21 protein-coding genes are annotated in these 23224 nt (G+C 65.9%); 14 read left to right on the top strand and 7 right to left on the bottom strand.

Annotated elements, in window-relative coordinates:
* Positions 1 to 275: 275 nt before the first annotated feature.
* The 8 genes from ACOABP_RS18260 to ACOABP_RS18295 all read left to right on the top strand — a co-directional run bounded on the left by ACOABP_RS18260 (position 276) and on the right by ACOABP_RS18295 (position 9017).
* Positions 276 to 1358, top strand: coding sequence for a mechanosensitive ion channel family protein (locus ACOABP_RS18260; protein ID WP_474229289.1), 1083 nt, complete (start codon positions 276 to 278; stop codon positions 1356 to 1358).
* 367 nt (positions 1359 to 1725) lie between these two features.
* On the top strand, positions 1726 to 2163 hold the full coding sequence (locus ACOABP_RS18265) for a type IV pilin protein (RefSeq protein ID WP_474230438.1): 438 nt from the start codon (positions 1726 to 1728) through the stop codon (positions 2161 to 2163).
* A gap of 22 nt (positions 2164 to 2185) precedes the next feature.
* Positions 2186 to 2674 (top strand): GspH/FimT family pseudopilin, encoded by a 489-nt coding sequence (locus ACOABP_RS18270; RefSeq protein WP_474229290.1) that lies wholly within the window; start codon positions 2186 to 2188, stop codon positions 2672 to 2674.
* On the top strand, positions 2671 to 3273 hold the full coding sequence (gene pilV / locus ACOABP_RS18275; protein ID WP_474229291.1) for a type IV pilus modification protein PilV: 603 nt from the start codon (positions 2671 to 2673) through the stop codon (positions 3271 to 3273). The genes ACOABP_RS18270 and pilV overlap by 4 nt, the downstream gene beginning before the upstream one ends.
* Positions 3273 to 4319, top strand: a complete 1047-nt coding sequence (locus ACOABP_RS18280; protein WP_474230439.1) for a PilW family protein — start codon at positions 3273 to 3275, stop codon at positions 4317 to 4319. Before pilV ends, ACOABP_RS18280 begins: the two co-directional genes overlap by 1 nt.
* Positions 4316 to 4855: a pilus assembly PilX family protein gene (locus ACOABP_RS18285; RefSeq protein WP_474229292.1), complete on the top strand. Its 540-nt coding sequence runs from the start codon at positions 4316 to 4318 to the stop codon at positions 4853 to 4855. Before ACOABP_RS18280 ends, ACOABP_RS18285 begins: the two co-directional genes overlap by 4 nt.
* An 87-nt stretch (positions 4856 to 4942) precedes the next feature.
* On the top strand, positions 4943 to 8131 hold the full coding sequence (locus tag ACOABP_RS18290) for a pilus assembly protein (protein ID WP_474229293.1): 3189 nt from the start codon (positions 4943 to 4945) through the stop codon (positions 8129 to 8131).
* Between the two features lie 199 nt (positions 8132 to 8330).
* On the top strand, positions 8331 to 9017 hold the full coding sequence (locus ACOABP_RS18295) for a GntR family transcriptional regulator (protein WP_066740324.1): 687 nt from the start codon (positions 8331 to 8333) through the stop codon (positions 9015 to 9017).
* 50 nt (positions 9018 to 9067) lie between these two features.
* On the opposite strand, the gene ACOABP_RS18300 is transcribed toward ACOABP_RS18295, so the two are convergent.
* Entirely contained in the window at positions 9068 to 10051 is a 984-nt protein-coding gene (locus ACOABP_RS18300) for a Bug family tripartite tricarboxylate transporter substrate binding protein (protein WP_474229294.1), read from the bottom strand.
* 64 nt (positions 10052 to 10115) lie between these two features.
* Positions 10116 to 11312 carry a CaiB/BaiF CoA transferase family protein gene (locus tag ACOABP_RS18305; RefSeq protein WP_474229296.1) on the bottom strand — a complete coding sequence of 399 codons (1197 nt, stop codon included), beginning with the start codon at positions 11310 to 11312 and terminating at the stop codon, positions 10116 to 10118.
* Between the two features lie 228 nt (positions 11313 to 11540).
* On the opposite strand from ACOABP_RS18305, the gene ACOABP_RS18310 reads away from it, so the two are divergent.
* The 4 genes from ACOABP_RS18310 to ACOABP_RS18325 all read left to right on the top strand — a co-directional run bounded on the left by ACOABP_RS18310 (position 11541) and on the right by ACOABP_RS18325 (position 15824).
* Complete coding sequence (locus ACOABP_RS18310; protein ID WP_474229297.1) at positions 11541 to 12521, top strand: quinone oxidoreductase family protein; 981 nt, start codon at positions 11541 to 11543, stop codon at positions 12519 to 12521.
* A 15-nt stretch (positions 12522 to 12536) separates the two neighbouring features.
* Complete coding sequence (locus ACOABP_RS18315; protein WP_474229298.1) at positions 12537 to 13316, top strand: glutathione S-transferase family protein; 780 nt, start codon at positions 12537 to 12539, stop codon at positions 13314 to 13316.
* A 49-nt stretch (positions 13317 to 13365) separates the two neighbouring features.
* Entirely contained in the window at positions 13366 to 14124 is a 759-nt protein-coding gene (locus ACOABP_RS18320; protein ID WP_474229300.1) for an enoyl-CoA hydratase/isomerase family protein, read from the top strand.
* Positions 14125 to 14207: 83 nt separating this feature from the next.
* Positions 14208 to 15824, top strand: a complete 1617-nt coding sequence (locus ACOABP_RS18325) for a carboxylesterase/lipase family protein (RefSeq protein ID WP_474229301.1) — start codon at positions 14208 to 14210, stop codon at positions 15822 to 15824.
* A 107-nt stretch (positions 15825 to 15931) separates the two neighbouring features.
* Here ACOABP_RS18325 and ACOABP_RS18330 read toward each other — a convergent pair whose 3' ends face one another.
* On the bottom strand, positions 15932 to 16879 hold the full coding sequence (locus ACOABP_RS18330) for a sterol desaturase family protein (RefSeq protein WP_474229303.1): 948 nt from the start codon (positions 16877 to 16879) through the stop codon (positions 15932 to 15934).
* A gap of 414 nt (positions 16880 to 17293) precedes the next feature.
* On the opposite strand from ACOABP_RS18330, the gene ACOABP_RS18335 reads away from it, so the two are divergent.
* Positions 17294 to 18058, top strand: a complete 765-nt coding sequence (locus tag ACOABP_RS18335; RefSeq protein WP_474229304.1) for a DUF4410 domain-containing protein — start codon at positions 17294 to 17296, stop codon at positions 18056 to 18058.
* 51 nt (positions 18059 to 18109) lie between these two features.
* On the opposite strand, the gene ACOABP_RS18340 is transcribed toward ACOABP_RS18335, so the two are convergent.
* The 4 genes from ACOABP_RS18340 to ACOABP_RS18355 form a co-directional block, all read right to left on the bottom strand.
* On the bottom strand, positions 18110 to 19153 hold the full coding sequence (locus ACOABP_RS18340) for a TRAP transporter substrate-binding protein (RefSeq protein WP_474229306.1): 1044 nt from the start codon (positions 19151 to 19153) through the stop codon (positions 18110 to 18112).
* A gap of 120 nt (positions 19154 to 19273) precedes the next feature.
* The gene (locus ACOABP_RS18345; protein ID WP_474229308.1) at positions 19274 to 20080 is read right to left on the bottom strand and encodes a phosphate/phosphite/phosphonate ABC transporter substrate-binding protein; all 807 of its coding nucleotides are present in this window, start codon (positions 20078 to 20080) and stop codon (positions 19274 to 19276) included.
* A gap of 1 nt (position 20081) precedes the next feature.
* Positions 20082 to 21086 (bottom strand): ornithine cyclodeaminase family protein, encoded by a 1005-nt coding sequence (locus tag ACOABP_RS18350; protein ID WP_474229310.1) that lies wholly within the window; start codon positions 21084 to 21086, stop codon positions 20082 to 20084.
* Between the two features lie 10 nt (positions 21087 to 21096).
* A complete protein-coding gene (locus ACOABP_RS18355) occupies positions 21097 to 22116 on the bottom strand; it encodes a Bug family tripartite tricarboxylate transporter substrate binding protein (RefSeq protein ID WP_474229311.1) in 1020 nt (339 codons plus the stop codon).
* Between the two features lie 297 nt (positions 22117 to 22413).
* On the opposite strand from ACOABP_RS18355, the gene hutC reads away from it, so the two are divergent.
* Entirely contained in the window at positions 22414 to 23157 is a 744-nt protein-coding gene (hutC, locus tag ACOABP_RS18360; RefSeq protein ID WP_474229313.1) for a histidine utilization repressor, read from the top strand.
* Positions 23158 to 23224 lie beyond the last annotated feature (67 nt).

Consider the following 23224-nt stretch of genomic DNA (forward strand, 5'->3'; position numbering starts at 1 on the left):
TTATTGACTCCATATCCGATCGTGGAATGCACCAAAGGCTTGCTCACTGGATGAGTGCCCGCCGGTGCGTCTGAGTTGCACGGTACGTAGGCGATACTCCACGTCGTACCAGATACGAGTCTAGGCGCCAGATGCCCGATACGCCTATGCCCGATGCGCCATCTCGTCGTGTCGGCATTTGTCTGATATCGAAAACTGCCTTCCGGGAAACTTTTGGCCGTCACAGGCGTCGCTATCTGCATATTCCTGAGGCCACAGCGCAGAGACTCCGACAGATGAACATGGCAATCGTGGTGAGTCATCCCTGGTTCGGCACGGCGATGGGTGCCGTTGCCGCCATTCTTCTCGGGCTGCTTGTCCACAGGCTGGGCGGCCTGCTGCTGCTGCGGATGACCCGGCACACGCCGGTGCTCAATGCGATCGTGGTCAAGGCGCGCGTGCCAGCCAGGCTCGTGGTGCCGCTGTTCCTGCTGCAGACCACATGGCAGGCGGCGCCCGACGATCTGGTCTGGATCAACAGCATCCGGCACCTGAACGGACTGCTGATGATCGTGTCGATGACCTGGCTGCTGGTGCGCATCATCGCCGGGTTTGCGCAGGGCATCCTGGATCAGCATCCGGTCAATGTGGCCGACAACATGGGCGCGCGCCGCATCCATACCCAGACGCGCGTGATCTCGCGCATCGCCATGACGCTGGTCATCGTGGTGGGTGCGGCGATGCTGCTGATGACATTTCCGGGCGCCCGGCAGGTAGGTGCGAGCCTGCTGGCGTCAGCCGGCGTGGTGGGCCTGATCGCCGGCTTTGCGGCCAAGCCCGTGTTCAGCAACATGATCGCCGGGTTGCAGCTGGCGCTGACGCAGCCCTTGCGGCTTGACGATGTGCTGATCGTCGAGGGCGAATGGGGGCGCGTGGAGGAAATTACCAGCACCTACGTGGTACTGCAGATATGGGACGAACGGCGCCTTATCATTCCGCTGCAGTATTTCATCGAGAAGCCATTCCAGAACTGGACCCGCAATAGTGCGCAGATCATGGGGTCGGTCTTTTTCCATGTGGACTACGGCATGCCGCTGGCGCCGTTGCGCGAAGCGCTGACGCGAATCGTGCATGCGCGTCCCGAGTGGGATGGCCGATTCTTTAACCTTGTGGTCAGCGACACCACCGACAAGACGATGCAGTTGCGCGTGCTATGCACGGCGTCGTCGTCGGGACTGGCCTGGGATTTGCGCTGCGCAGTGCGCGAAGCGCTGATCGACTTCATGCAGCGAGAGTATCCGCAATTCCTGCCGAGGCTGCGGATCGAGGGGGATGGCGACCGGCCGGCAATGCAGCCGGTGCAGACCGGACCTGCCTGATCCCTGCCAAAAAAACAGGCTGCTTCCTAATGGGAAAGGAAGCAGCCTCATGTGCCGGAACGGAAAGTCATTGGCGGGATCACGCTACCGGCCGAATATTAATCACGCATTAAACCGTACGACAGCCGGCGTGTCTGGCTGCGCAATTCGCACCGATTTGCAAATCGGCAACGCCGTACATAACAGATACTCAAAAGGCGTTGACTCTGTTAGAGGGCTCCTTCTACACTCGGCGGCAAGAGTTCCTCGCGGCTAAGGGTCGGCCGGAAAGAACGGGAGCAAAAAAATGGGCAAGCATAGCCCCACAAGGCAGCCGGTTTGCGGACGCATGTTCGCGCCTGCGCCAATCGGGATCATCGGGTCTGGCATGGGCGGCACCTCGCGCGCCCGCGCACCATCTTGCGGCTTCACGCTGGTCGAACTGATGGTGACGGTTGCCATCATCGGCATCATTGCCGCATTCGTTTTTCCATCCTACACAAGCTATGTCGTCCGCAGCAACCGCGCGGCCGCCGAGTCCTACATGCTGGAACTGGCGAGCCTGCAGGAACGGTTCATGGTGGACAACCGCGCGTATGCCGTCAACCTGGCTGCGCTGAACGCACCGGCCACGCCGGCCAGTGTGTCGGCGAACTACCAGGTCACGCTGACCGCCATTGCAGCCGCTACACCGCCTGCCTACACGATCACGGCCACGCCCATCGGTAACCAGGCGTCGCGCGATACGAGCTGTGGCACGCTGGGTCTCAATCAGGCGGGCGACAAGACTGCTACCGGTTCGGCGCAGGCCGGCTGCTGGAAATAAGCGCATGCCGGCGACGCTAAGCATGACGACGACCCGGCCGCGCAGCAGGGTGGGCGCAAAGGCGGCGGCAAGGGGCTTCACGCTGACCGAACTGGTTGTCACGATGCTGGTGCTGGCCGTCATGGCCACCATGGCAGCGCCTTCGTTCTCGCAGTTCATCGCCGGCCAGCGTGTGCGCAATGCCGCCAGCGACCTGGCGTCTGCGTTCACGCTGATGCGCAGCGAAGCGGTCAAGCGCAATGGCATCACGACGCTGTCCGCCGATGGGACGTGGTCGGCAGGCTGGGTGGTTACCTCTGGCACCGAACGCGTGCGCGGCTATGGCCCCTATACGGATATCACCGTCAGCACCAGTGGCGGTAATTCGCTGTGGGTCGGCAACGACGGCCGGCCCGGAAACGGCAGCCAGACATTCCAGGTGTCGGTGTCGAACACCGGCACGTCGAACATCGTCTGCGTCCAGATCAATGGCACCGGCCGCGTGGCCACCGTCAGCGGAGCTTGCTCATGAGCGCGTCTGTCCGTACTCGCTGCCGTCCGCGTCCCGGCAGCGGCACGCGTGCGTCGCAGCGCGGCGCAACGCTGATCGAGGTGCTGGTCTCGGTCGTGATCGTGCTGGTGGCGCTGCTCGGCACGGCCGGAATGATCGCGCGCTCGGGCCAGACTGAAATGGAGTCGTACCAGCGCGGGCAGGCGTTGACGCTGCTGCAGGACATGGTGGCGCGGCTCAATGCCAACCGGCAGGTCATCGGCTGCTACGCAAACGGGGCGAACGCCACCGTGGCCGGCAGCACGACCGTGCCGCCGGCCACGTGCACGGCGGGTACCGACGCGCAACGCGCGGTGGCCGCCGCCGACCTGGCGTCGTGGGGCGCAGCCCTGCAGGGCAGCGCGGAGGCCGACGGATCCAACAAGGTGGGGGCGATGATCGGGGCGCTTGGCTGTATCGAGGCGATCGATCCGACCACGCAGACGTATCGTGTCACGGTGGCCTGGCAAGGCCTGGCCAAGACCGCGGCACCAGCACTGCCTTGCGGGCAGAACCAGTTCGGCAATGATGCGAACCGCCGTGCCGTTAGCGTACAGGTACGCATCGGGGTGTTGTCATGATGCGGCGAATTCCCGTGAGGCATGTCACGCGGTTGCGCCACCAGCAAGGTCTGTCGCTGGTGGAGCTGATGGTGTCGATGACCCTGAGCCTGTTGCTGCTCACGGCACTGGCGACGCTGTATTTCAATACCAGCCGTGCGCGCAATGCCTTTGCGAACAGCGGCGAGCAGATCGAGAACGGCCGGTATTCGCTCGACATCATGAGTCGCGAGGTGGAGCTGGCCGGCTTCTTCGGTCTCTCCAACCTGGAAAGCAGTGCAGTGGTTTCGGCGCCCGACCTTTGCGCCACCGACCCCGCGTCGCTCGGCTTTTCGGGATCGCCCGCCACCGTGCCGCTTGCCGTGCAGGGTTTTGCGCCGGGCACCGTGGCGCCATGCCTGCCCAACCTGCTTCCCGGGTCCGAGATCCTGGCCGTACGGCGCGTGAGCACCACGCCGGTGTCTGCGGCTGCGGTCGGCACACCGTACCTGCAGGCTTCGCTTTGTGCGGACGACACCGTGCCGCTGGTTTTCGATGCCAGTGCGCCGGCGTTCAAGCTGCGCACCAAGACGTGCGACAGCACGGTGCCGGCCGAGCTGCGTGCCGCAGTGGTACGCATCTTCTACCTGGCCGGCTGCGACCAGTGCAACGGCACTGGCGACGGCAAGCCTACGCTGAAGATGGCGGAGCTGTTCAATGGCGGCTTCCGCGTGCAGGCCGTGGCGGAAGGCATCGAGGACATGCACCTGTCGTACGGCATGGATCTCGATGGCAACGGCGCGCCCGACTGCTACGTCTCGGATCCCGGTACCGACAATTCGGCCATCTGCACCGGCGTGCCGGGCTACGACTGGTCCGTGGCGCTGACCAACTGGCACAACGTCACCGCCGTGAGGGTGCAACTGCTGGCCCGCACCGCCACGGTGACCGATGGCTGGACCGACCAGCGCACCTACGATCTTGGCCGGGCGGAGGCAAGTGGCCCGTTCCGTGACGGATACAAGCGCCACGTCTATGCGGAACTGGCCCGCGTTGCCAACGTGGCGGGTCCACGGGAGTCCCAATGAGTCCGATCCAAAAACGCCAGAAAGGGGTCACGCTGCTGATCACGCTGGTTTTCCTGGTCGTGTTCCTGATGCTGACCATCTCGCTGGTGGGATCCGGCGTGGTCAATACCAAGGTGGCCGCCAACCAGCAATACACCGTGGAGGCTCGCCACGCCGGGCAACAGGCGATCGAGCAGGTCATCAGCCAGGACTTCACGGCGGCGCCGGTGGCCAGCACCGTGCCGGTCGACGTGACCGGCGACGGCAATGCCGACTACACGGCGCAGGTGGCCGCGCCGGTTTGTGAAACCAGCAAGCCGGTCAAGAACGTCGAACTCGACACCAGCAATGCCGACGACGTGTCCTGCTTCGTGGGCAACGGCAACAACAACACGGGCATCGTTTCCACCACCGGCGGTGGCGGCAATTCGCTGTGCAACGGTACGCAGTGGGATGTGTCCGCGACGGTCAGCGACACCGCCGGGACCGCCACCCGTGCGGCCCTGCATCAGGGGGTTGCCGTACGCGTGCCGTATGGCACTGCGTGTCCGTCCTGAACCAAGACCTGGGCCGATCGGCTGAAGGGTTACCTGGCCGATCGCCAATCCGCGTGCAAGCGCGCCGCTTTTCCGACATCAGCACCTATGCGCATCTCTTCGCTTTGTATCGCCCTTGCCCTGAGCCTGGCTACCGCGGCGTCTCCGAGCCTGGCGGAGGACATCGATCTCTACACGGGGCTGCAGCCGGAGTCGGGCAAGCCAAACGTGCTGATCATCCTCGACAACGCGTCGACATGGGATGCTTCGGCCAGCTTCACCTGTTCCACGAGCGGGGTGGTCAGCAGCAACAACGCCGGCAAGGACGTCGGGGCGCTGCAGTGCGCCATCTATAACGCGATCAACTCGATCAGGACGTCTCCCACGCTCTACGGCAATATCAACGTCGGGTTGATGATGTTCGGCACCGGCAGCAACCCGGGCGGCAAGATGCGCTATCCGGCGGCCGCGCCGTACAAGTTGCCGGTGATGGACGGCAATGGCATCGACGCATTCCTGGCCTACCTGAAAACGATCGACCGCCAGGCCGACAACTCGAACAACTCGCAGGTAGGCGGCGCCATGCAGGAGGCCTGGGCCTACTTTTCGGGCAACACCGGCCTGTCCGGCACCAAGTACACGTCGACGATCGACAACCCGTGCCAGCACAACTTCATCATCTATATCGGCAACGCGGTCAATAACGGCAAGCCGCAGGACACCGGACAGAACGCCTTCGACTCGCTGGTCAGCGCGGGCGCCACCAAGGCGCAGCAGCAGGAAATCGTGCTGGCGACGAATGCCAAGTACCAGAGCAACTGGGGCGACGAGTGGGCGCGGTTCCTGAACCAGACCGATGTGCTGGGCAACATGGACAACCGCCAGAACGTGACGACGTACACGATTGCGGTGACCGATGGCAAGAACCCCGACTACGTGCAACTGGCGCAAAGCATGGGCACGAACGGCGGTGGCAAGTCGTATACCGTCCAGCTCGGTGACTCCAATACCCTGGCGGCCGATCTGCTGTCCATCTTCAACGAAGTGCAGGCCGTGAACAGCGTGTTTGCGTCGGTCAGCCTGCCGGCGTCGGTCAATGCGCAGGGGCAGTTCCTGAACCAGGTGTATATCGGCATGTTCCGGCCGGACGCATCGGCCGCCCCGCGCTGGATGGGCAACCTCAAGCAGTACAAGGTGGGCTACGGCCCGACCGGCACGCTCGTGATGCAGGACTCGCTGGGCGCTGCGGCCATCAGCAATGCCCAGACGGGGTTCATCTCGGCCAACTCGGTGAGCTTCTGGACCGCCGACGCGCCGCTGTCGTTCTCGGGCGGAACCTATGGCGGTACTGTCAAGAACTGGCCGGGCTCAGGCTATTGGCAGAACAGCCCGTCTGGCACCGGATGGAAGCTCGACACGCCTGATGGGGAAATTGTCGAAAAGGGCGGGGTTGGCGAGATGATGCGCGTGCAATGGCTGACCAGCCAGGATTCGCGCACGCTGCTGACCTGCAATGGCGTGGGCAATTGTTCGGCGTCTGCCGCGTTCCCGAGCTTCGATACGTCGAACAGCTGGCTGACAGGCTCGTCGGGGCTGGCGGCGTTCAACGGCGGCACCAACGGCGGCGCCACGATTACTGCGACCGAATTGCCCAAGCTGATCGCCTGGATGCGCGGCCAGGACGAGGCGGCGGTCGACAGCAAGAGCATCGCGGGCACCGAAATCGAAGCTGGTCCGGGTTCGCCCGTCACGGTACGCTCGTCGATCCACGCCGATGTGCTGCATTCGCGCCCGGCGGTGGTCAACTACGGCGGTACCACGGGCGTCGTCGTGTTCTACGGCACCAACGACGGCGTGTTCCATGCGGTGAACGGCAACCAGACGCAGGGCATCGGCACGGTACGGCCCGGCGGCGAGTTGTGGGGCTTTGTCGCACCGGAATTCCTGGACAGGCTGAGCCGGCTCTACACGAACACGCCCGAGGTCAAGCTGTCGACCACGCCGGCCGGCATTTCGCCGGAGCCCAAGCCGCGCGATTACTTCTTTGACGGTAGCACCACGGTGATGCAGGACCAGCGTGATCCGGCCAACCCGCGTGTGCTGCTGTACCTGACCGCGCGGCGCGGCGGCCGCCTGGTCTATGCGATCGACGTCACCAACCCGACGAGCCCGCGTTTTGTGTGGAAGCGCACCAATGCGGATATCCCGGAACTGGGGCAGACGTGGTCGCAGCCGAAGGTGGCGCGTGTGCGCGGCAACACGAATCCGGTCATCATCATGGGCGCGGGCTACGATCCGGCCGAGGACAGCGACCCGGCGCCGGGCGTCGACACCATGGGTCGCGGCCTACTGGTCCTGGACGCCTATACGGGCAACCTGGTGTGGGCGGCCCAGCCGTCGTGCGCTGGTGTCTCCGGAGCCTGCACGGCGGTGCCGGGGCTGGCCCGCGCCATTCCGTCGGACGTGACCACGCTTGACCGCGACAGCGATGGCTATGTGGAGCGGATCTACGTTGGCGACCTGGGCGGCAACGTCTGGCGCGCCGATTTCGAAACTGCCGGCGGCAATGCCCCAGCCAACTGGACGATGAACAAGCTTGCGGCACTGGGCGGCGCTGCGAACACCAACAATGCGCGCAAGTTCTTCTATGCGCCCGACGTGATTTCCACGCGCGGCTACGATGCGGTGTCCCTGGGTTCCGGCGACCGCGAGCATCCGCTTTACTCGGCCTCCTCCACGCCGGGCACGGCCTACAACGTGGTCAACCGGCTCTACATGATCCGCGATACAAACACGTCGCGCATGCCGGCGCTCTGGACGCCGTTGACGGAAGCGAGCCTGGTCGACGCCACCACGGCCGGGTACGACGGCTCGCGCTCGGGTTTCTACATCACACTGGTGAATCCGGGCGAAAAGGCCGTGAACGCGCCGCTGACCGTCGCCGGCAATACCAATATCGGGACCAATACGCCTTCGGTGCCCAAGACCGGCGTGTGCTACCCCAACCTTGGCACGGCGCGCAGCTATGCATATAGCTTCCTGACCAGCGCAGGGCAGAATCCCGATCGCTCCATCATCCTGGACGGTGGCGGGTTCCCCCCGTCGCCGGTGTTCGGCGTGGTCAGCGTCGACAAGGATGGGCAGCACGTGGTGGTGCCGGTGCTGTTCGGCGTGGGCAACCAGACCAGCAGCGCAGGGGGGGACGACAAGTCTGCGCTGGGCGTGCAGAAGGTGGCACTGACCGGTGTGGGCAAGCGCAAGCGTATCTACTGGTATTCGGAGACCGACCAGAAATAGCGTGACGAGCCGGCCCTGCCCGTGCGGCAGGGCCCGGTCCCTTGTCGAAGAAGGTCAGGCGTATCCGCGCGACGACCCGAAGTGGCACCCGGAACAACACGGTGGGGGCGCATTTGTGCACATAGCGCGGGATTGTGCATACGAACGTGCCGGCAGGAGTAGAATCGCGCCATCTCCACTCCGCGTTCGCCGTGTTTTCATGCCCGAAGATAAGAAGAGCTTGTCCGATACGATCCGCGCTGCGATCGAGCAGGACATTCTGAGCGGCAAGCTGCCCAGTGGCACGCAGCTGGAGGAGCAGCAGTTGCTGGCGCGCTTCAATGTGTCGCGCACGCCGGTGCGTGAAGCGCTGATCCAGCTGGAATCCGCCGGGCTGGTGGATCTCGTGCCGCGCCAGGGGGCCATCGTGGCGTCGATCTCGCTGCGCGAGTACGTGGCCATGAGCGAAATCCTCGTGCAACTGGAGTCGCTGTCGGCGCGGCTGGCGGCCCGGCGTATCTCGCCGCCCCAGCGCAAGGCGATGGAGGCCGCGCTGGATGCATGCCGGGCAGCAGCGGAACAGGCCGATGGCGATGCCTATCGCCGGGCCAACGACGCCTTCCACCATCTGATCTACGAAGCCAGCTGCAACGATATCCTGTCGCGCCAGATCCGGACGATGCGTGCGCGGATGCGCGGCATGCGCGACCTGCGCTTCGAGAAGCCGGCCCGCATCCTTGCCTCGCTGGCCGAGCACGAGCAGGTGCTGGAGGCTATCCTGCGTGGCAGCGAGGACGATGCCGCGGCCGCCATGGTGCGGCATATCGCCACCGGCGGCGATGTCTATGCGGACATGATTGCGTCGATGCCCGGTGATGGCGCCGGGCGCACCCGGGCGCGGCGCTGAACCGCGCCGGGGGAAGGTGCATCCCCCCGGCCGACCCTGCCGGTCGAGCCTCAGTCGATCTTCACACCGGCCTGGACGATACGGTCGAGTGCGTTGCGGCCATCGGCCTGGGCCCATGCCCCAAATGCCGCCGGCGATTCCGATAGCGACACTTCGCTGCCATTCGAGGCCAGTTTGGCGCGGATCTGCGGGTCGGCCATCGCCTTGCTTGCGGCGGCAAAGATCCGGTCGCGGATTTCAGGCGGCAGTCCCGCCGGGCCGTACAGGCCGAACCAGAACGTGAAGTTGAACCCGGGCAGACCCGTTTCGGCCAGGGATGGCAGGCCCGGCGCCACTTCCGACGGCCTGGGCGTGGTCACCCCGATCATCCTGACAATCCCTTGCGAGCCCATCGGCAATACGGAAGCCGCCGTGCCAAACGACATCTGCACCTCGCCGGCGGCCACGGCCTGCAGGGCCGGCGCGCCGCCCTTGTAGGGAACGTGGGTCATGCGCACGCCGGTGGCTTTCTCGAACAGCAGCCCGGCCACATGCGGCGAACCGCCAACGCCTGACGACGAGTAGTTGAACTTGCCCGGGTCGGCCTTGGCCCTGGTCACGAGCGCCTTGACATCGGAGACGCCAAGATTCTTGTTGACGGCCAGGATCAGCGGCGACACCGTCAGCCGTGTGATCGGGGTGAAATCTTCGCCCTTGTAGCGCGCCTTGTAGAGGCGCTGGTCGATGCCATACAGCGTGGCCGTGGCGAGCGCCAGCGTATATCCGTCCGGTGGGGCGCTGGATAGTGCCGCCGAGGCGAGCGTGCTGCCTGCGCCAGGCTTGTTGTCGATCACGACCGTCTGACCCAGTTGCCTGGACAGTGCTTCGCCGAAGATGCGCGCCACATAATCGGCCGCGCCTGCCGGCGTGTAGCCGACCAGTATGCGGATGGGGCGGGTGGGATAGTCGTCGGCAGCGAGCGCCGGCTGTGCGAACGATATCGCCAGGCCGGCGGCGGCAAGCGCGCACCAGGCGCGCGGGCGTCGAGGGTTCATCGGTTGTCTCCGTGTTGTCGTTCTGGTGTGGGTCATCATGTGGCCCGGGTGGCTGGGCGGAGCGCTAGGCCGCGATGTGGGCGTCCCGCAGTGCTGCGATGCGGGCGTCGTCATAGCCCAGATCGCGCAGGATGGTGTCGGTATGAGCGCCGGGATCGGGAGCGGCGCTGTCAAACCGCTCCGGGTGTGGCGCCGCCGAAAGGTTGATCGGCGAGCGCAGCAACGCCAGCGAGCCCAGCACGGGATGCTCGGCCGGGCGTGTCATGCGCAGATGCCGGACCTGCGCGTCCTCGAAGGCCTGGCCGATATCGAAGACCGGGCCGCATGGCACGCCAACCGCGTTGAGCCGCTCGGTCAGTTCGGCGGCGGTGAATGCTTCGGTACAGGCATTGATGGCCGCTTCGAGGTGTTCGCGCTGGCTGTTGCGGCCCGCCGCACTGTGCAGGGACGTATCGGCCCCCAGCGCGTCGGCGCCCAGCGCCTGGCAGAAATTCATCCACATGCGGTCGGTGCTGGCGGCGATGTTGACCACCCCGTCACGGCACCGGTAGGTGCCCATCGGTGCAAGCGTGGGGTGGGCATTGCCCTGCTGCGTCGGCACCACGCCGTCCACCGTATAGCGCGCGCCCTGGAAATCGAGCTTGTTGAGCATCGCCTCGATCAACGACGTGTGCACCCATTGGCCGCGCCCGGTGCGTTCCCGCTGCAGCAGCGCCAGCAGGATGCCTTGCCCAAGGAACATGCCGGCCGTGGTGTCGGAGATGGCAATGCCGACGCGCAGCGGGCCGTCGCCGGGCATGCCGGTCACCGAACTGAGTCCGCACATGCCTTGTACGATCTGGTCGAGCCCGGGGCGCTCGCAATAGGGTCCGTCCTGACCAAAGCCCGAGATGCTGGCAAGCACGACGCGGGGGTTCAGGACACTCAGCCGCTCATATGTCAGGCCCAGCCGCTCTTTCACGACGGAGCGGAAATTCTCGACCACGACGTCGGCCTTGCGCACCAGCGTGGCCAGGATTTCTGCGCCCTCCGGCGTCTTGAGGTCCAGGCAGAGGCTGCGCTTGTTGCGATGCAGGTTCTGTTCGTCCGATCCGCGCCGGCGCCCGGTGACCGATCCGCGGTCGCGCGGCGGCGGCGGCTCGATGCGGATGACGTCGGCACCCCAGTCAGCCAGCAGCCGCACGGCAACGGGGCCGGCGCGGGCAATCGAAAGGTCCAGGACGGTATAGCCGGCCAGTGGGAGTGATGCGTCTTGGGTCATGGGTTCTTTTCCGGACTTCGTTTGCGCGTGGTTGTACAGATGTAAAAGTATACGGATGGCATTCATAAATATACGTATACGGATTTACCATGATGCGGCAGCGTCCCGCATGCGCTACGCTTCACCGGCCCGTCGTTGCCCGAGTGGGGCGAAATGGCGACGCCGCCGCGAAGCATTGGCGGGAATTGCCGGAGATGCGATCCCGTCAGCCTGGAGATATCTGACCGTATGCATACGATCTCAGTCCGTATAAAGAGCCACGGCGACGCCGATGTGCTCGATCTCGATGAAGTGTCTGTTGATGCACCCTCTGGTACGGAGGTGCAGATCCGGCAGTCGGCCATTGGCCTGAACTTCGCGGACATCTACCAGCGCAAGGGCGCGCACGGCCCGCATGGGGCCGCGCCATTTCCCATCACGCCGGGATCGGTGGGCGCGGGTGTGGTCACGGCAACGGGGCCCGACGTGGCGGGCATCGCCGTGGGCCAGCGCGTGGCCTGCATGCACCCCGGCGCCTATCAGGTCACGCGCAACGTGCCGGCCGATCGCGTCGTACCGTTGCCGGAACCCATTTCCGAGCAGGTGGCCGGCGCGACGCTGTTGCGCGGGCTGACCGCCGAATACCTGTTGCGGCGGCTCTACGTGGTGCAGCCCGCAGACGTGGTGCTTGTGCACGCGGCCGCCGGCGGCATGGGAGTGCTGCTGTCGCAATGGGCGCGCGCGCTGGGCGCAACGGTGATCGGCACGGTGGGCAGCGAAGCCAAGCGCGCCGTGGCCCTGCACAACGGTTGCCACCACGTGATCGACTATCGCGAGACCGACTTCGTGTCGGAGGTCATGGCGCTTACGCAGGGCAAGGGCGTGTCCGTGGTCTACGACGCCGTTGGCAAGGACGTGTTCGTGCCGTCGCTGCAATGCCTGAAGCCATGCGGCATGGCGATCAACTACGGTACGGCGTCCGGCGATGTGGAGGCATTCGACTTGCAGTTGCTGCATGCACGGTCGCTGATCGTGTCGCGCCCCACGCTGCGCACGTTCATCGCCGATGCCGCGTCGCTGCGCGGTGCAGCGAGCGCGCTGTTCGCAGCGGTGGCGGCCGGCCAGTTGAAGCTGGAAGTCGGGCAGACCTTTGCGCTGGCGGATGTGCGCCACGCCCATCGCATGCTCGAAGGGCGCGCCACGACGGGCGCCACCGTGCTGATTCCCTGACCGGAGACCCGGCCCATGAAACTGTTCCACGGCTGGCTGTCGAGCGCGTCGCGCCGCGTACGCCTGTGCCTGGCCGAAAAGGCTCTCGGCTACGAGAGCGTCCCCGTCGACATGGCTGCGCAGGAGCACCATTCCCCGGCGTTCCTGGCGATGAACCCGAACGGCGTGGTGCCCGCGCTGGTGCTCGACGATGGCCGCTTCCTGTATGAAAGCGCCACCATCTGCGAATACCTGGACGACATCGCGCCGACGCCGCCACTGCGTCCGGACGATCCGTATGCGCGGGCCTCGATGCGCAACTTCATTCGCTGGACGGACGAAAAGCTGCTGCCGAACTTGCTGGTGCTGAACTGGAGCATCGCGTTGCAACCGGTGGCGGCGCAATGGAACGACGCCGACCTGGCTGCGCGGCTCGCACGCATTCCCACGGCGGAACGGCGCGAGGCGTGGCGCCGTATCGCGCGACAGCCATACTCGGACGAGGAAAAGGCCGAGGCGCTCCGCGCGCTGCTCGCATTGATACCGAAGATGGAAGCGATGCTCGGCACGGGCCCGTGGCTGCTGGGTGCGCGCCATACGCTGGCCGATATCGCGGCCATCCCCTTTATTGCCCGGCTCGCCGAACTGGCCCCCGAGGCCTTGGCTGGCGACGTTGCGCCGGCGGTGGCGGATTGGTGGCAACGCGTGCAGCAGCGCCCGGCATTCGCCCATGCCCGCATCGACCGGTTCGATGACGCGCTAAGGCAACGGCAATCGATCCAACACCACCACGGGGCGGCCACGCCTGCCGCGTGACACCTGACACCTGATACCTGATACCTATTTCATACTGGAGACCCCACGCATGGCTTCCGAAGGCTCGCTTCCCACTCTTGATATTTCCGCCCACGTCGCCACGCTGACGCTGCAGCGTCCCGATGTGGCCAACCGGCTGGGCCCCGACGACCTGCAGGTATTGCTGCAGCACATCGACACCATCAATGCCAGTGACGTCCGCGCGGTGATGCTGCGCAGCACGGGCAAGTATTTCTGCAGTGGCTTTGATATCGGCAAGCTGGCTGCCGGCCAGCGCGGCGCGGGGTTCGAGCCGCTGGTCAACGCCCTGGAGGATTGCCGTGCCGTGACCATCGCCGAGATCCAGGGCGGGGTCTACGGAGGCGGCACCGACCTGTCGCTGGCCTGCGACTTCAGGCTGGGCACCGATGCCGTGGAGATGTTCATGCCGGCCGCGCGGCTGGGCCTGCATTTCTATGAACGCGGCATGCGCCGCTACGTCACGCGGCTGGGCCTGAACCAGGCCAAGCGCCTGTTCCTGACGGCAGAGAAGATCCAGGCGCCCGAGATGCTGTCGTGCGGCTTCCTGACCGAACTGCTGCCAGCCGACCGGCTACGCGAGCGCATCAGCCAGCTCGCCGAGACGGTCGCGGGCCTGGCACCGATTGCCGTGCAAGGCATGAAGCGGCACCTGAATGCCATTGCGCGAGGGGACCTGGATGCGCAAGCGCTGGCCGACGACATTCGCCGCGCCACGCAGTCGGACGATATCCGGGAAGGGGCGCTGGCCTGGAAGGAGAAGCGCCGCCCGGCATTCACCGGCCGCTGACAGCGGCACAGGCTGGAGCAGGACAAAACACGACAAAAAGACAGCGAGAAACCATAAAGGGGGCAGCAATGGGGCAGAGGGGAATGTCGCGGCGGCAGTGGCTGAAGTCAGCGGCCGCGCTGGCGGCGGGCAGCACGGTGGCGGGTGGGGCGCGGGCGATGACCGAAGATCCGGTGTTCTCGGTGGTCGAGACGGCCGACGGCAAGGTACGCGGGCTCAAATCGGGCGGCGTGCACGTGTTCAAGGGCCTGCGTTACGGTGCCGACACTAGCGGCGCCAATCGGTTCCTGCCGCCGCAGCCAGTGCAGAAGTGGAGCGGCGTGCGCGATGCCACCGCCTACGGCAACTATGCGCCCCAGCTGCCGGCGGACCGGCGGCGTGCGTATGCCGACCTGATCGCCTACGACCTGCAGCCTGGCGGCATGGGCGAAGACTGCCTGGTGCTGAACCTGTGGACGCCGTCGCCCGCCAAAGGCGCGAAGCGCCCGGTGCTGGTACACCTGCACGGCGGCGGGTTCTATGCGGGATCGGGCAACTCGCCGCAGTTCGACGGCGAGATGATGGCGCGCTTTGGGGATGTCGTGTTCATCACCATCAACCACCGGCTGGGTGCGTTCGGCTATCTCAACCTGGCCGAGATTGGTGGCGAGCGCTATGCGCAGTCGGGTGCGGTAGGCATGCTCGATATCGTCGCGGCGCTGCGCTGGGTGCGCGAGAACGCGGAGTCGTTTGGCGGCGATCCGTCGCGCGTGCTGGTCTTCGGCCAGTCCGGCGGCGGGCTGAAGACCAGCACGCTGATGGCAATGCCATCGGCACAGGGGCTGTTTCATCGCGCCGGCGTGATGAGCGGCTCGGGAATCCGTGCCATGACGGCGGCGCAGTCCACCGAAGTGGCCGGCAAGTACCTGGCGGCGCTGCAGGCCGGCAAGGGTTCGCTCGACCGCCTGCACACGATGCCGTTCGAGCAACTGCTGGCGGCGCAGATGCGGTTCGAATATGCCGACCGTGTAAAGGGCGAGGCGCCGCGCGCATTTGCTCCGGTGGTGGACGGCGTGGCGATCCCCCGCCATCCATTCGATCCCGATGCGCCGCCCATGTCGGCCCAGGTACCGATGATCGTCAGCACCACGCTCGACGAGCGCGCGTATCGCCAGGTGAATTTCGATCTCGACGAGGCGGGGCTGCTGCGTTTTGCCCAGGACCGTGTCGGGGGCGATGCCGCGAAGCTGGTGGCGATGTATCGCGACGAAGATCCGCGCGCCACGCCATTCGTACTGCAGGCGCGCATCGATACCGACATGACGTTCCGGCGCGGTGCCCAGTTGCAGAGTGACCGCAAGGCGGCCGCGCACGCCACCGGGAAGGGCGCGCCGGTCTGGACGTACCTGTGGAAGACACCCAGCCCGGCATATGGCGGCCGCTACGGCGCGCCGCATGGCGTGGATATCGGGCCGAGCCTGCACGATATCCGCATGGGGCTCAACGGGCCCAGCGATGCCAGCCTGCGACTGGCCGACCAGCTGGCCAGTGCCTGGATCAGCTTTGCGGCGACGGGCGACCCCGCCAATTCGCGCACCCCGGCATGGCCCGCCTATACGGCGGAGCGCCGCACCACGCTGGTGTTTGACGGCGAGGCGTCGGCCACGCGCTCGCAGGACGATCCGCGCGGGGCGTTCCGGGAATACTGGGCAGCGCGGTAGGAGGTATCCGGCTAGCGGCGTCCGGCCACCAGTCGGCGGGCATTGATGGCCCGCAAAAGAAAAACGGGCAGCACTGGCTGCCCGTTTTCCTGCCGCTGCACCTCCCCTTACTGCGCGACTGCCACCTTGCCCTCCATTTCAGTGCCGATCTGCTGTCCCTGCTGCCTCTGTTGCAGCTTCTGCTGCTGGCGCAGTTCTTCGGTCGTGGTGCCCTGGCCGTTCGGTGCCCAGCCCGGAGGCATCAGCAGGTAGCCCATGGCGTTCAGCACGTTGCCCGATGCCAGCATGTCCTTGCCCAGGCTGATCCAGTGTTCGAACTGGTTGACCAGCGGGTTGTGCGTGGTGGTCGGGTGTACCAGGCCGAAGCGGCACGGTTCGTCATCGCGCTCTGCCACGTAGGTACCGAACAGGCGGTCGAAGATGATCAGCACGCCGCCGTAGTTGGCATCGAGATAGTCAACGTTCGAGGCATGGTGCACACGGTGGGCCGAGGGGGTGTTGAACACGTATTCGAGCCAGCCGAGCTTGGGAATCCAGGTGGTGTGCAGCCAGAACTGGTAGAGCAGGTTCAGGCTCAGCGTGGCGAGTACCACTTCGGGGCGCACGCCCAGGAACACCAGCGGGGCGAAGAAGATGGCGGTGCCGGTGATCTTGCCGGTCCAGCCCAGACGATAGGCGGTGCCCAGCGTCAGTTCATTGGGCGAGTGGTGCACGGCGTGCGTGGCCCAGAAGAAGCGGATGCGGTGCGAGGCGCGGTGGTACCAGTAGTAGCAGAATTCCTGGCCGACGAAGAGCAGCAGCACGGCCAGCGCGCTGTTGATCTCCACGGTGAAGATGCGGTGCTGCCAGGCCAGTGCGAAGATCGGCGTGGCCAGCGACAGCGGCAGGAATGCCATCAGCTTGCGGCCGATCATGTCGACCAGCGACAGGCCCATTTCGTGCCACGGATAGGCCTTGCCTTGCTGGCGGGCCTTGCGGGCCAGGAACGCGGCCTCGACCATCGACGCGGTCACGACAAAGCCGGTGACCAGGAGGGTGATTTTATGGAGTTGCATGATCGTCCTTTCGGTTTGGCGGTGACGCCTGGCTTGGCAGTCGCGGCGTCGGTGAGCCAACTGTAGGGGGCGACGGGGCAGCGCGCCACGTGGGAAGTATGTCGCCACATGTCATGGTCCTGAGATCCGCGCCTGGCAAGGGTTTGCGGGAAATTTCGAAGGCTGCCGGCGAACCCGGACGACATAACTTGATGATGCGGATACGGCGCATTTTGTCGGCGGGGTGGCAAGGCCCTCCCATCTGCCTGACCGCTGGCCGTCATGTGCCATGCCGGCACCCATTCCGCGTGACATCCGACGAAATAATTGCTGCCTGGCGATTGGCGCGCGTGTTTTCCATACTCTGGTCACCGCGCCGCCATGCATACCCCGCAGAAGTCAGGCGCGATGCCCAACCCCACGAAGGATGTCGAGATGCAAACCACTTTCCAGACCATCGCCGCCCAGACCAAGCGCCTGACCATCGCAGCATTCGCCACCGGCGCGATGCTGGCTGCCGGCTACGCCAACGCCGGCGTGACCGGCCTCAACCAGCCTGGCCTGATGGAATCGGTGCAGGCGGACGTGATCTACGTACACGCTTTCCATGCCGATGCCGGCCAGGTGCAGCTTGACGGCGGCATGATGCAGAAGGTGAAGACGATGGCTACCGGTGGCTCGGCTGCCAGCGAGCAGTCGGAGGCTGCAGCCGAGGCGCGCGAGCAGGTCGCCAACGAGATCGTTCGTACGCTGCGGGCCAAGGGACTGAACGCGGTGCGGTCGGACGCACCGGCGCCGGCGAATGTGAACGCCGTGATCGTCGACGGCGATTTCCGCAAGATCGACGAAGGCAGCGGCCGTCGCCGTCTGCTGATTGGCCTGGGTGCCGGAAAGAGCCAGGTGGTGACGCAGGTGCGGATTTCATACAAGCCGGCCAACGGCGTGGCCGTGCCGCTGCAGAGCTTCAACGCCGATGCCGATAGCGGCCATATGCCGGGCGTTGCCGAAACGGCCGGTGTCGGCGCCGTGGCCGGTCACGTGGCGGTAGCTGCCGCAGCGGGATCGGGCGTGCATGGCGTATCCGAAGTCAAGCACGACTCGATCCATTCCGATGCCACGCGCCTGGGCGATTCGATCGGCCAGCAAGTCGCCGCCGCCAGCGAAGTGGAAGGGTGGATGGCGGTGCGTCCCACCATCTGAGGAGACGGCGGCCGTTGCGTGCGATACCGTGCCGGGGATACCCAGACCGAACTAGCGCAAGCCAGCCTCGGTACTGAGGTACGTTTTCAGCAAGGCCGCGCCGCGTTCACCGACGCGGGATTGCCAGAGCCCGATCGCGCTCGTGCCGGCGTCGCGCAGGGCCTGCTGCACGGCCGGTGCCGGATGGTCTTCGATCGTGACGCCATTGGCATGCATGCGGGCGGTGTTCTCCGCCAGTCGCGTGTTCAGCCGGGCCCACTGGCGGTCTTCGGTCGCCTTGCCCGCCGCCGCGACGGCGTCGCGCTGGGCGGGCGTCAGGGCCTGCCACGCAGCGAGGTTGATCGTCGTGAACGATAGCGGCATGGCATAGCCGATGGCCGTGAAGTGGGGCAGGTAATCCCACAGCTTGCGGCCCGCGCCACCATCGCCCGACGACAGCACGGCATTGACCGAGCCGTCCTTCAGGCGCGGCATGGCATCGGCAAACGACAGGCTCTGCGCCTTGGCGCCAGCTGCGCGCATGACTTCGGCCGACGTCTCGTCGTAGGCACGCACCGACAAGGCGCGTAGCGCGTCGAGCGACCCCACTGCATTGCGCGACCAAAGCCCGGTGGGCGGCCACGGCGTGATGTAGAGCAGGCGCTGCCCCTGCCTTTCGAAGGCCCTGGCGTAATCGGCGCGCGCCAGATCGGCCAGTCGACGGGCCTGGTCGACTGACGTGGCGACAAACGGCAGCGACGACAGCAGGAAGATCGGATCGACTTCACCCAGGGCCCCGCCGAATGCGTCGCCGACCTGCAGCTTGCCATCGCGAATCGCGGCCGGCATCTGCGCCGATTTGAATCCCGCCGCCGCATCAAAGGTTGCATGCGGAGCCAGCGCGCCCTGCGTGCGGGCGGCTACCTCCTGTGCAAAGGTGCTCAATCCCTCGCCAGGCATCGACGTGGCCGGATACTCGGTAGCCATCTGCCACGCTACCGGCGCCGGTTGCGCAAGGGCGATGGGCGCAATCAGCGCGGGCACTGCGACGGCAAGGCCGGTGGTCAGTGCGAACGAGAGAACGGCGCGGGCGGTACGCTGGCGAATGGGGCGCATGGCAGGGCGAGTGGGCAGGTGAGTGTTTGTTGGGCTTCGGCTTCGCCGTCGAGGGCGGTGCCGGTGGTTGCGGATTATAGGTTCAGTCCGGTGTGCATTGATGTCCGAACTTGCGCGCGTTTACCGAATCTCCAGATCCTCGTCGGCGCCGCTGGCCCTGTCCGCCAGCGCCCCATACGCTTCCACCACCGGCCGCACAAATCGCCCCACCAGCACCGCATCAAGCAGCGGCCCGCAGGTCTCGTCCTCATGCAACCCACACAACCGATCGATCAGTAATTCGCGTTCCGTCGCCGCCAGATGACCAGATGCCACCAGCAACGGATTCGGCGTCCAGGGCGTCCACGCGATGGTTTGCAGTCCGTCGAGCAGCCCCGGCTCATGTCGCCGTACCAGATCCAGAAAATAGCTGTCCAGCGCCGTGATATCGATCTGCCGCTCGCGCAGGGCCGTCAGTGCGCGCATGGGCGTGTCCAGCGGGCCGATCGATTCTGAAAACAGTGCGCCTCGCTCGCCGGCAAACGGCGCCAGCAGTTGCCGGGCGGCGTGGTAGCCCGACTGGGAGTGACGGGCCATCCAGCCGAAGCGGTGGCCGAAGGTGTCTTCCACCGTTTGCCAGCCGCTGTCGGCGCGTACCAGCAGTTCGCTGCGGTAGCGCGGCAGTCCGTCGTAGGAGGATGGAGAGGGCACCGGTGTCACCAGCGGCACCACAGGGGCCATGCCCTGCGCGAACGGCAGTCCGCACATGAAGCCGCAGACCAGATCGGGCCGTTGCCACAGTGACGGCAGCGGCGCGGGCCACGCGAATGGCACCACGTCCACCGGCCACGACAGGTCGGCGAACACGCGCGAGAACAGCGCGTGCCACGCCTCGGTAACGGCCGGCGTGGCGTTGTACATCCGGAACGAGGCAATGCCGGTGGCCATATCAGGCGAAGCGCAACGTCTGCCCCAGTCCCCTGGCGCGGGCCTTGGTCAGCATGGCGTGGCCGAGTGCGATGTCGGTGGTGGACAGGCCACGATGCCAGAACAGGATCGTCTCGTCGTCGCGCTCGCGGCCGGGCTTCAGGCCGGCCACGATCTGGCCCAGTTCGGCGTGCAGGTTTTCCTCGTTCAGCCGGCCGCTGTCCACGTGCTGGCGCAGCGCGCCGAACGGCAGGCCCTTGCGGCACTGGCCCCAGTCGTCCACCACCATCTTGCTCATGATGTCGGTCAGCGACAGTTCCACCGCGCTCATGGTGCCGTAGGGAATCACCAGCGCGCCCGGCTTGATCCATTCGGTCAGCAGCATCGGTGTGGGTTCGGGCAGCCGCGAGGCTTCGACCACGATATCGGCGCCGCGCACGCACGACTCCCAGTCGTCGGTCACGATCACCGGCTTGCCCAGGTCGCGCGACAGCCGGGCGGCAAACGCATCGCGGCTTTCGGGGCGGCGGGAATGCACGCGGATCTCGTCGAAGTCGAACAGCGAATCGAGCAGCCGCACGTTCCAGTACGACGTGCCCCGTGCGCCGATGTGGCCCAGCACCTTGCTGTCCTTGCGCGCCAGGTGCCTGGCGCCCAGCGCGGTCACGGCGCCGGTGCGCATGTCGGTGATGGCGGTGGCGTCGATCACGGCCAGCGGGGTCCCGTTGTCGGGATCGAACAGGTTCAGCAGCGCCATCTCGGACGGCAGCCCCTGCTTGTAGTTGTCGACATAGTCGGACACCACCTTCACGCCCGCCACGTGCAGCGGCTTGATAAAGCCGCGCAGCACGTTGAAGTGCCCCTTGTCCGACGATTCCGGCACCAGGTGCACGCGTGGCTCGATCACGGTCTCGCCACGGCCCTGGGCGGCCAGCGCGGCGTCGACGGCGGCCAGGATCTCGGCGTCGGTCAGCGCCAGTTCGGCCACGTCGGGGCCGTTCAGGTAGGTCAGGTACAGCTCGTTCACGGGGGTCTCCTTACTGCAGCGGGGGAATGTTGGCGCGATGGACGATGGCGCGCCATTTCGTGGTTTCGGCGGCGATGGTCTCGCCGAAGGCCTGGCTGGTGCTGCCCACGGGTTCCAGCCCCAGGCCGTCCAGCTTCTGCTTCACGTCGGGGTCGCGCAGCACGGCGGCGACATCCTTCTGCCATTTGCGGACCACGCTGTCGGGCGTGCCCTTGGGGGCCACCAGGCCGTACCACGACGTCACGTCAAAGCCCGGATAGCCCGATTCCGCCACGGTCGGCACGTTGGGCAATTGCGGCAGCCGGCGCGGGCCTGCTACGGCCAGGGCCACGAGCTTGCCAGTGCGCACATGCTGAAGGACGGTGGAAATGCCGCCGAACATCATCTGCACCTGGCCGCCCAGCACGTCGTTCAGCGCCGTCGCCATGCCGTTGTAGGGTACGTGGACGGTCTTCACGCCGGCTTCGAGGTTGAGCAGTTCGCCGGCCAGATGCGCGCCGCTGCCATTGCCCGGCGACGCAAAGTTCAACTGGCCCGGATGCGCTTTCGCATACGTGACAAGCTCCTTGAGCGAGCGCGCCGGTACCGATGGATTGACCACCAGCACATTGGGCGATGCGGCCAGCATCGTCACCGGCACAAAGTCGCGGGTCTCGAAGCCGAGCTTGCGGAACAGGATCGGATTGACGGTCAGGTTGCCCGCCGGGGCCAGGCCCAGCGTATAGCCATCAGGCGCTGCACGCGCCACGGTCTCCATGCCGATGTTGCCGGCAGCGCCGGGCTTGTTGTCCACCAGCACGGGCTTGCCCCACTGCTCCGACAGCTTCTGTCCCACCAGCCGGGGCAGCGCGTCGGCCACGCCGCCGGCGGCGAACGGCACCACGATTCGCACCGGGCGTGCCGGGTAGTCGTCTGGCTGTGCCTGCGCTGTCCGTGGCATGCCCGCCAGCACGGAGATGAGTGCCGGGATGGCAGTGACGGCCAGCAGCGGCAGCCGCCACGATGCCGGCCGGAGTACGTAACGGTTCACGCGAGACTCCCCGTATTTCCAGTTCGATTGCAACATTGACCCTGTCGAGCTTGTCGCGACCCTTGTACTGTGGATCGACTTGTATAGACTGATCGTAGCGAAGCTGTCTGATACTGTATAGACAACTTTTCGCATATGGGAAAGCGGATTTCTCATAAGATGCGAGACCGCACGGGCCTGGTGCCGATGGCACCGGGGCTGTGCGCTTGCGTGCGGGCCGTGCGTGCAACGCGCGGCACATTTCACTGTTGCGGGTCACGCCGCACCAACGCCTGTGTCGACCGCAGGGGGAGCCTCATGCCAACCAGTCCGAACGTCCGATCCAGCGATGCGGCCACGCCGGCATTCCAGCGCATCAAGGACTACGTGCAGGAACAGATTGCCGCCGGGGTATGGCGCGAGGGCGAGGCCATCCCGCCCGAGCTGCGGCTCGCGGAAACCTTTGCGGTATCGCGCATGACGGTCAACCGGGCGCTCAACGAACTGGAGGCCGAGCAGATCCTGGTGCGGCGCAAGGGTGCGGGCACGTTCGTCGCGGAGCAGCGCTACCAGGCCACGGTGGTGGAGATCCGCAGCATCGCCGAGGAAATCCGCGCCCGGGGACATCGCCACCGCAGCAGCCTGTACCGGCTGGAACGGCAACGCGCCACGCGCAGCCTGGCGAGCCAGTTCGGCGTGGCGGAGCGCAGCACGCTGTTCCACTCGGTCATCCTTCACTTCGAGAACGATGCGCCGATCCAGGTCGAGGACCGCTGGGTCAACCCCGCCGTGGCGCCGGACTACATGGACGCCGATTTCAGTGCCATCACACCGAACGAACACCTGATGCGGGTGGCGCCGCTGCAGCGCGCCGAGTACCAGATCGAGGCACTGCTGCCCGGTGCCGAAGTGGCGGAGATGCTGATGATCGAGACCACCGAGCCCGCGCTGGTGCTGCGCCGACGCACATTCTCGCGCGGCGCGGTGGCATCGGTAGTGGTGCTATGGCATCCGGGGAAACGCTACCGCTTTGGCGGCGCCCTGGGGCAGCCGGGGCCGTGAGCGCCCGGCCCGGGGCAACCTTGTCTGCCAACGATTAAGCAATAGAATCAAGTAGCTGGGCGCACGC

This window comes from Cupriavidus sp. HE11 (genome assembly GCF_056097175.1).

Bases quoted from the DNA above. Each gene is read 5' to 3' on its own strand.
- ACOABP_RS18260 (WP_474229289.1), top strand. From the start codon at position 276: ATGAACATGGCAATCGTGGTGAGTCATCCCTGGTTCGGCACGGCGATG.
- ACOABP_RS18265 (WP_474230438.1), top strand. From the start codon at position 1,726: ATGGGCGGCACCTCGCGCGCCCGCGCACCATCTTGCGGCTTCACGCTG.
- ACOABP_RS18270 (WP_474229290.1), top strand. From the start codon at position 2,186: ATGACGACGACCCGGCCGCGCAGCAGGGTGGGCGCAAAGGCGGCGGCA.
- pilV (WP_474229291.1), top strand. From the start codon at position 2,671: ATGAGCGCGTCTGTCCGTACTCGCTGCCGTCCGCGTCCCGGCAGCGGC.
- ACOABP_RS18280 (WP_474230439.1), top strand. From the start codon at position 3,273: ATGCGGCGAATTCCCGTGAGGCATGTCACGCGGTTGCGCCACCAGCAA.
- ACOABP_RS18285 (WP_474229292.1), top strand. From the start codon at position 4,316: ATGAGTCCGATCCAAAAACGCCAGAAAGGGGTCACGCTGCTGATCACG.
- ACOABP_RS18290 (WP_474229293.1), top strand. From the start codon at position 4,943: ATGCGCATCTCTTCGCTTTGTATCGCCCTTGCCCTGAGCCTGGCTACC.
- ACOABP_RS18295 (WP_066740324.1), top strand. From the start codon at position 8,331: ATGCCCGAAGATAAGAAGAGCTTGTCCGATACGATCCGCGCTGCGATC.
- ACOABP_RS18300 (WP_474229294.1), bottom strand. From the start codon at position 10,051: ATGAACCCTCGACGCCCGCGCGCCTGGTGCGCGCTTGCCGCCGCCGGC.
- ACOABP_RS18305 (WP_474229296.1), bottom strand. From the start codon at position 11,312: ATGACCCAAGACGCATCACTCCCACTGGCCGGCTATACCGTCCTGGAC.
- ACOABP_RS18310 (WP_474229297.1), top strand. From the start codon at position 11,541: ATGCATACGATCTCAGTCCGTATAAAGAGCCACGGCGACGCCGATGTG.
- ACOABP_RS18315 (WP_474229298.1), top strand. From the start codon at position 12,537: ATGAAACTGTTCCACGGCTGGCTGTCGAGCGCGTCGCGCCGCGTACGC.
- ACOABP_RS18320 (WP_474229300.1), top strand. From the start codon at position 13,366: ATGGCTTCCGAAGGCTCGCTTCCCACTCTTGATATTTCCGCCCACGTC.
- ACOABP_RS18325 (WP_474229301.1), top strand. From the start codon at position 14,208: ATGTCGCGGCGGCAGTGGCTGAAGTCAGCGGCCGCGCTGGCGGCGGGC.
- ACOABP_RS18330 (WP_474229303.1), bottom strand. From the start codon at position 16,879: ATGCAACTCCATAAAATCACCCTCCTGGTCACCGGCTTTGTCGTGACC.
- ACOABP_RS18335 (WP_474229304.1), top strand. From the start codon at position 17,294: ATGCAAACCACTTTCCAGACCATCGCCGCCCAGACCAAGCGCCTGACC.
- ACOABP_RS18340 (WP_474229306.1), bottom strand. From the start codon at position 19,153: ATGCGCCCCATTCGCCAGCGTACCGCCCGCGCCGTTCTCTCGTTCGCA.
- ACOABP_RS18345 (WP_474229308.1), bottom strand. From the start codon at position 20,080: ATGGCCACCGGCATTGCCTCGTTCCGGATGTACAACGCCACGCCGGCC.
- hutC (WP_474229313.1), top strand. From the start codon at position 22,414: ATGCCAACCAGTCCGAACGTCCGATCCAGCGATGCGGCCACGCCGGCA.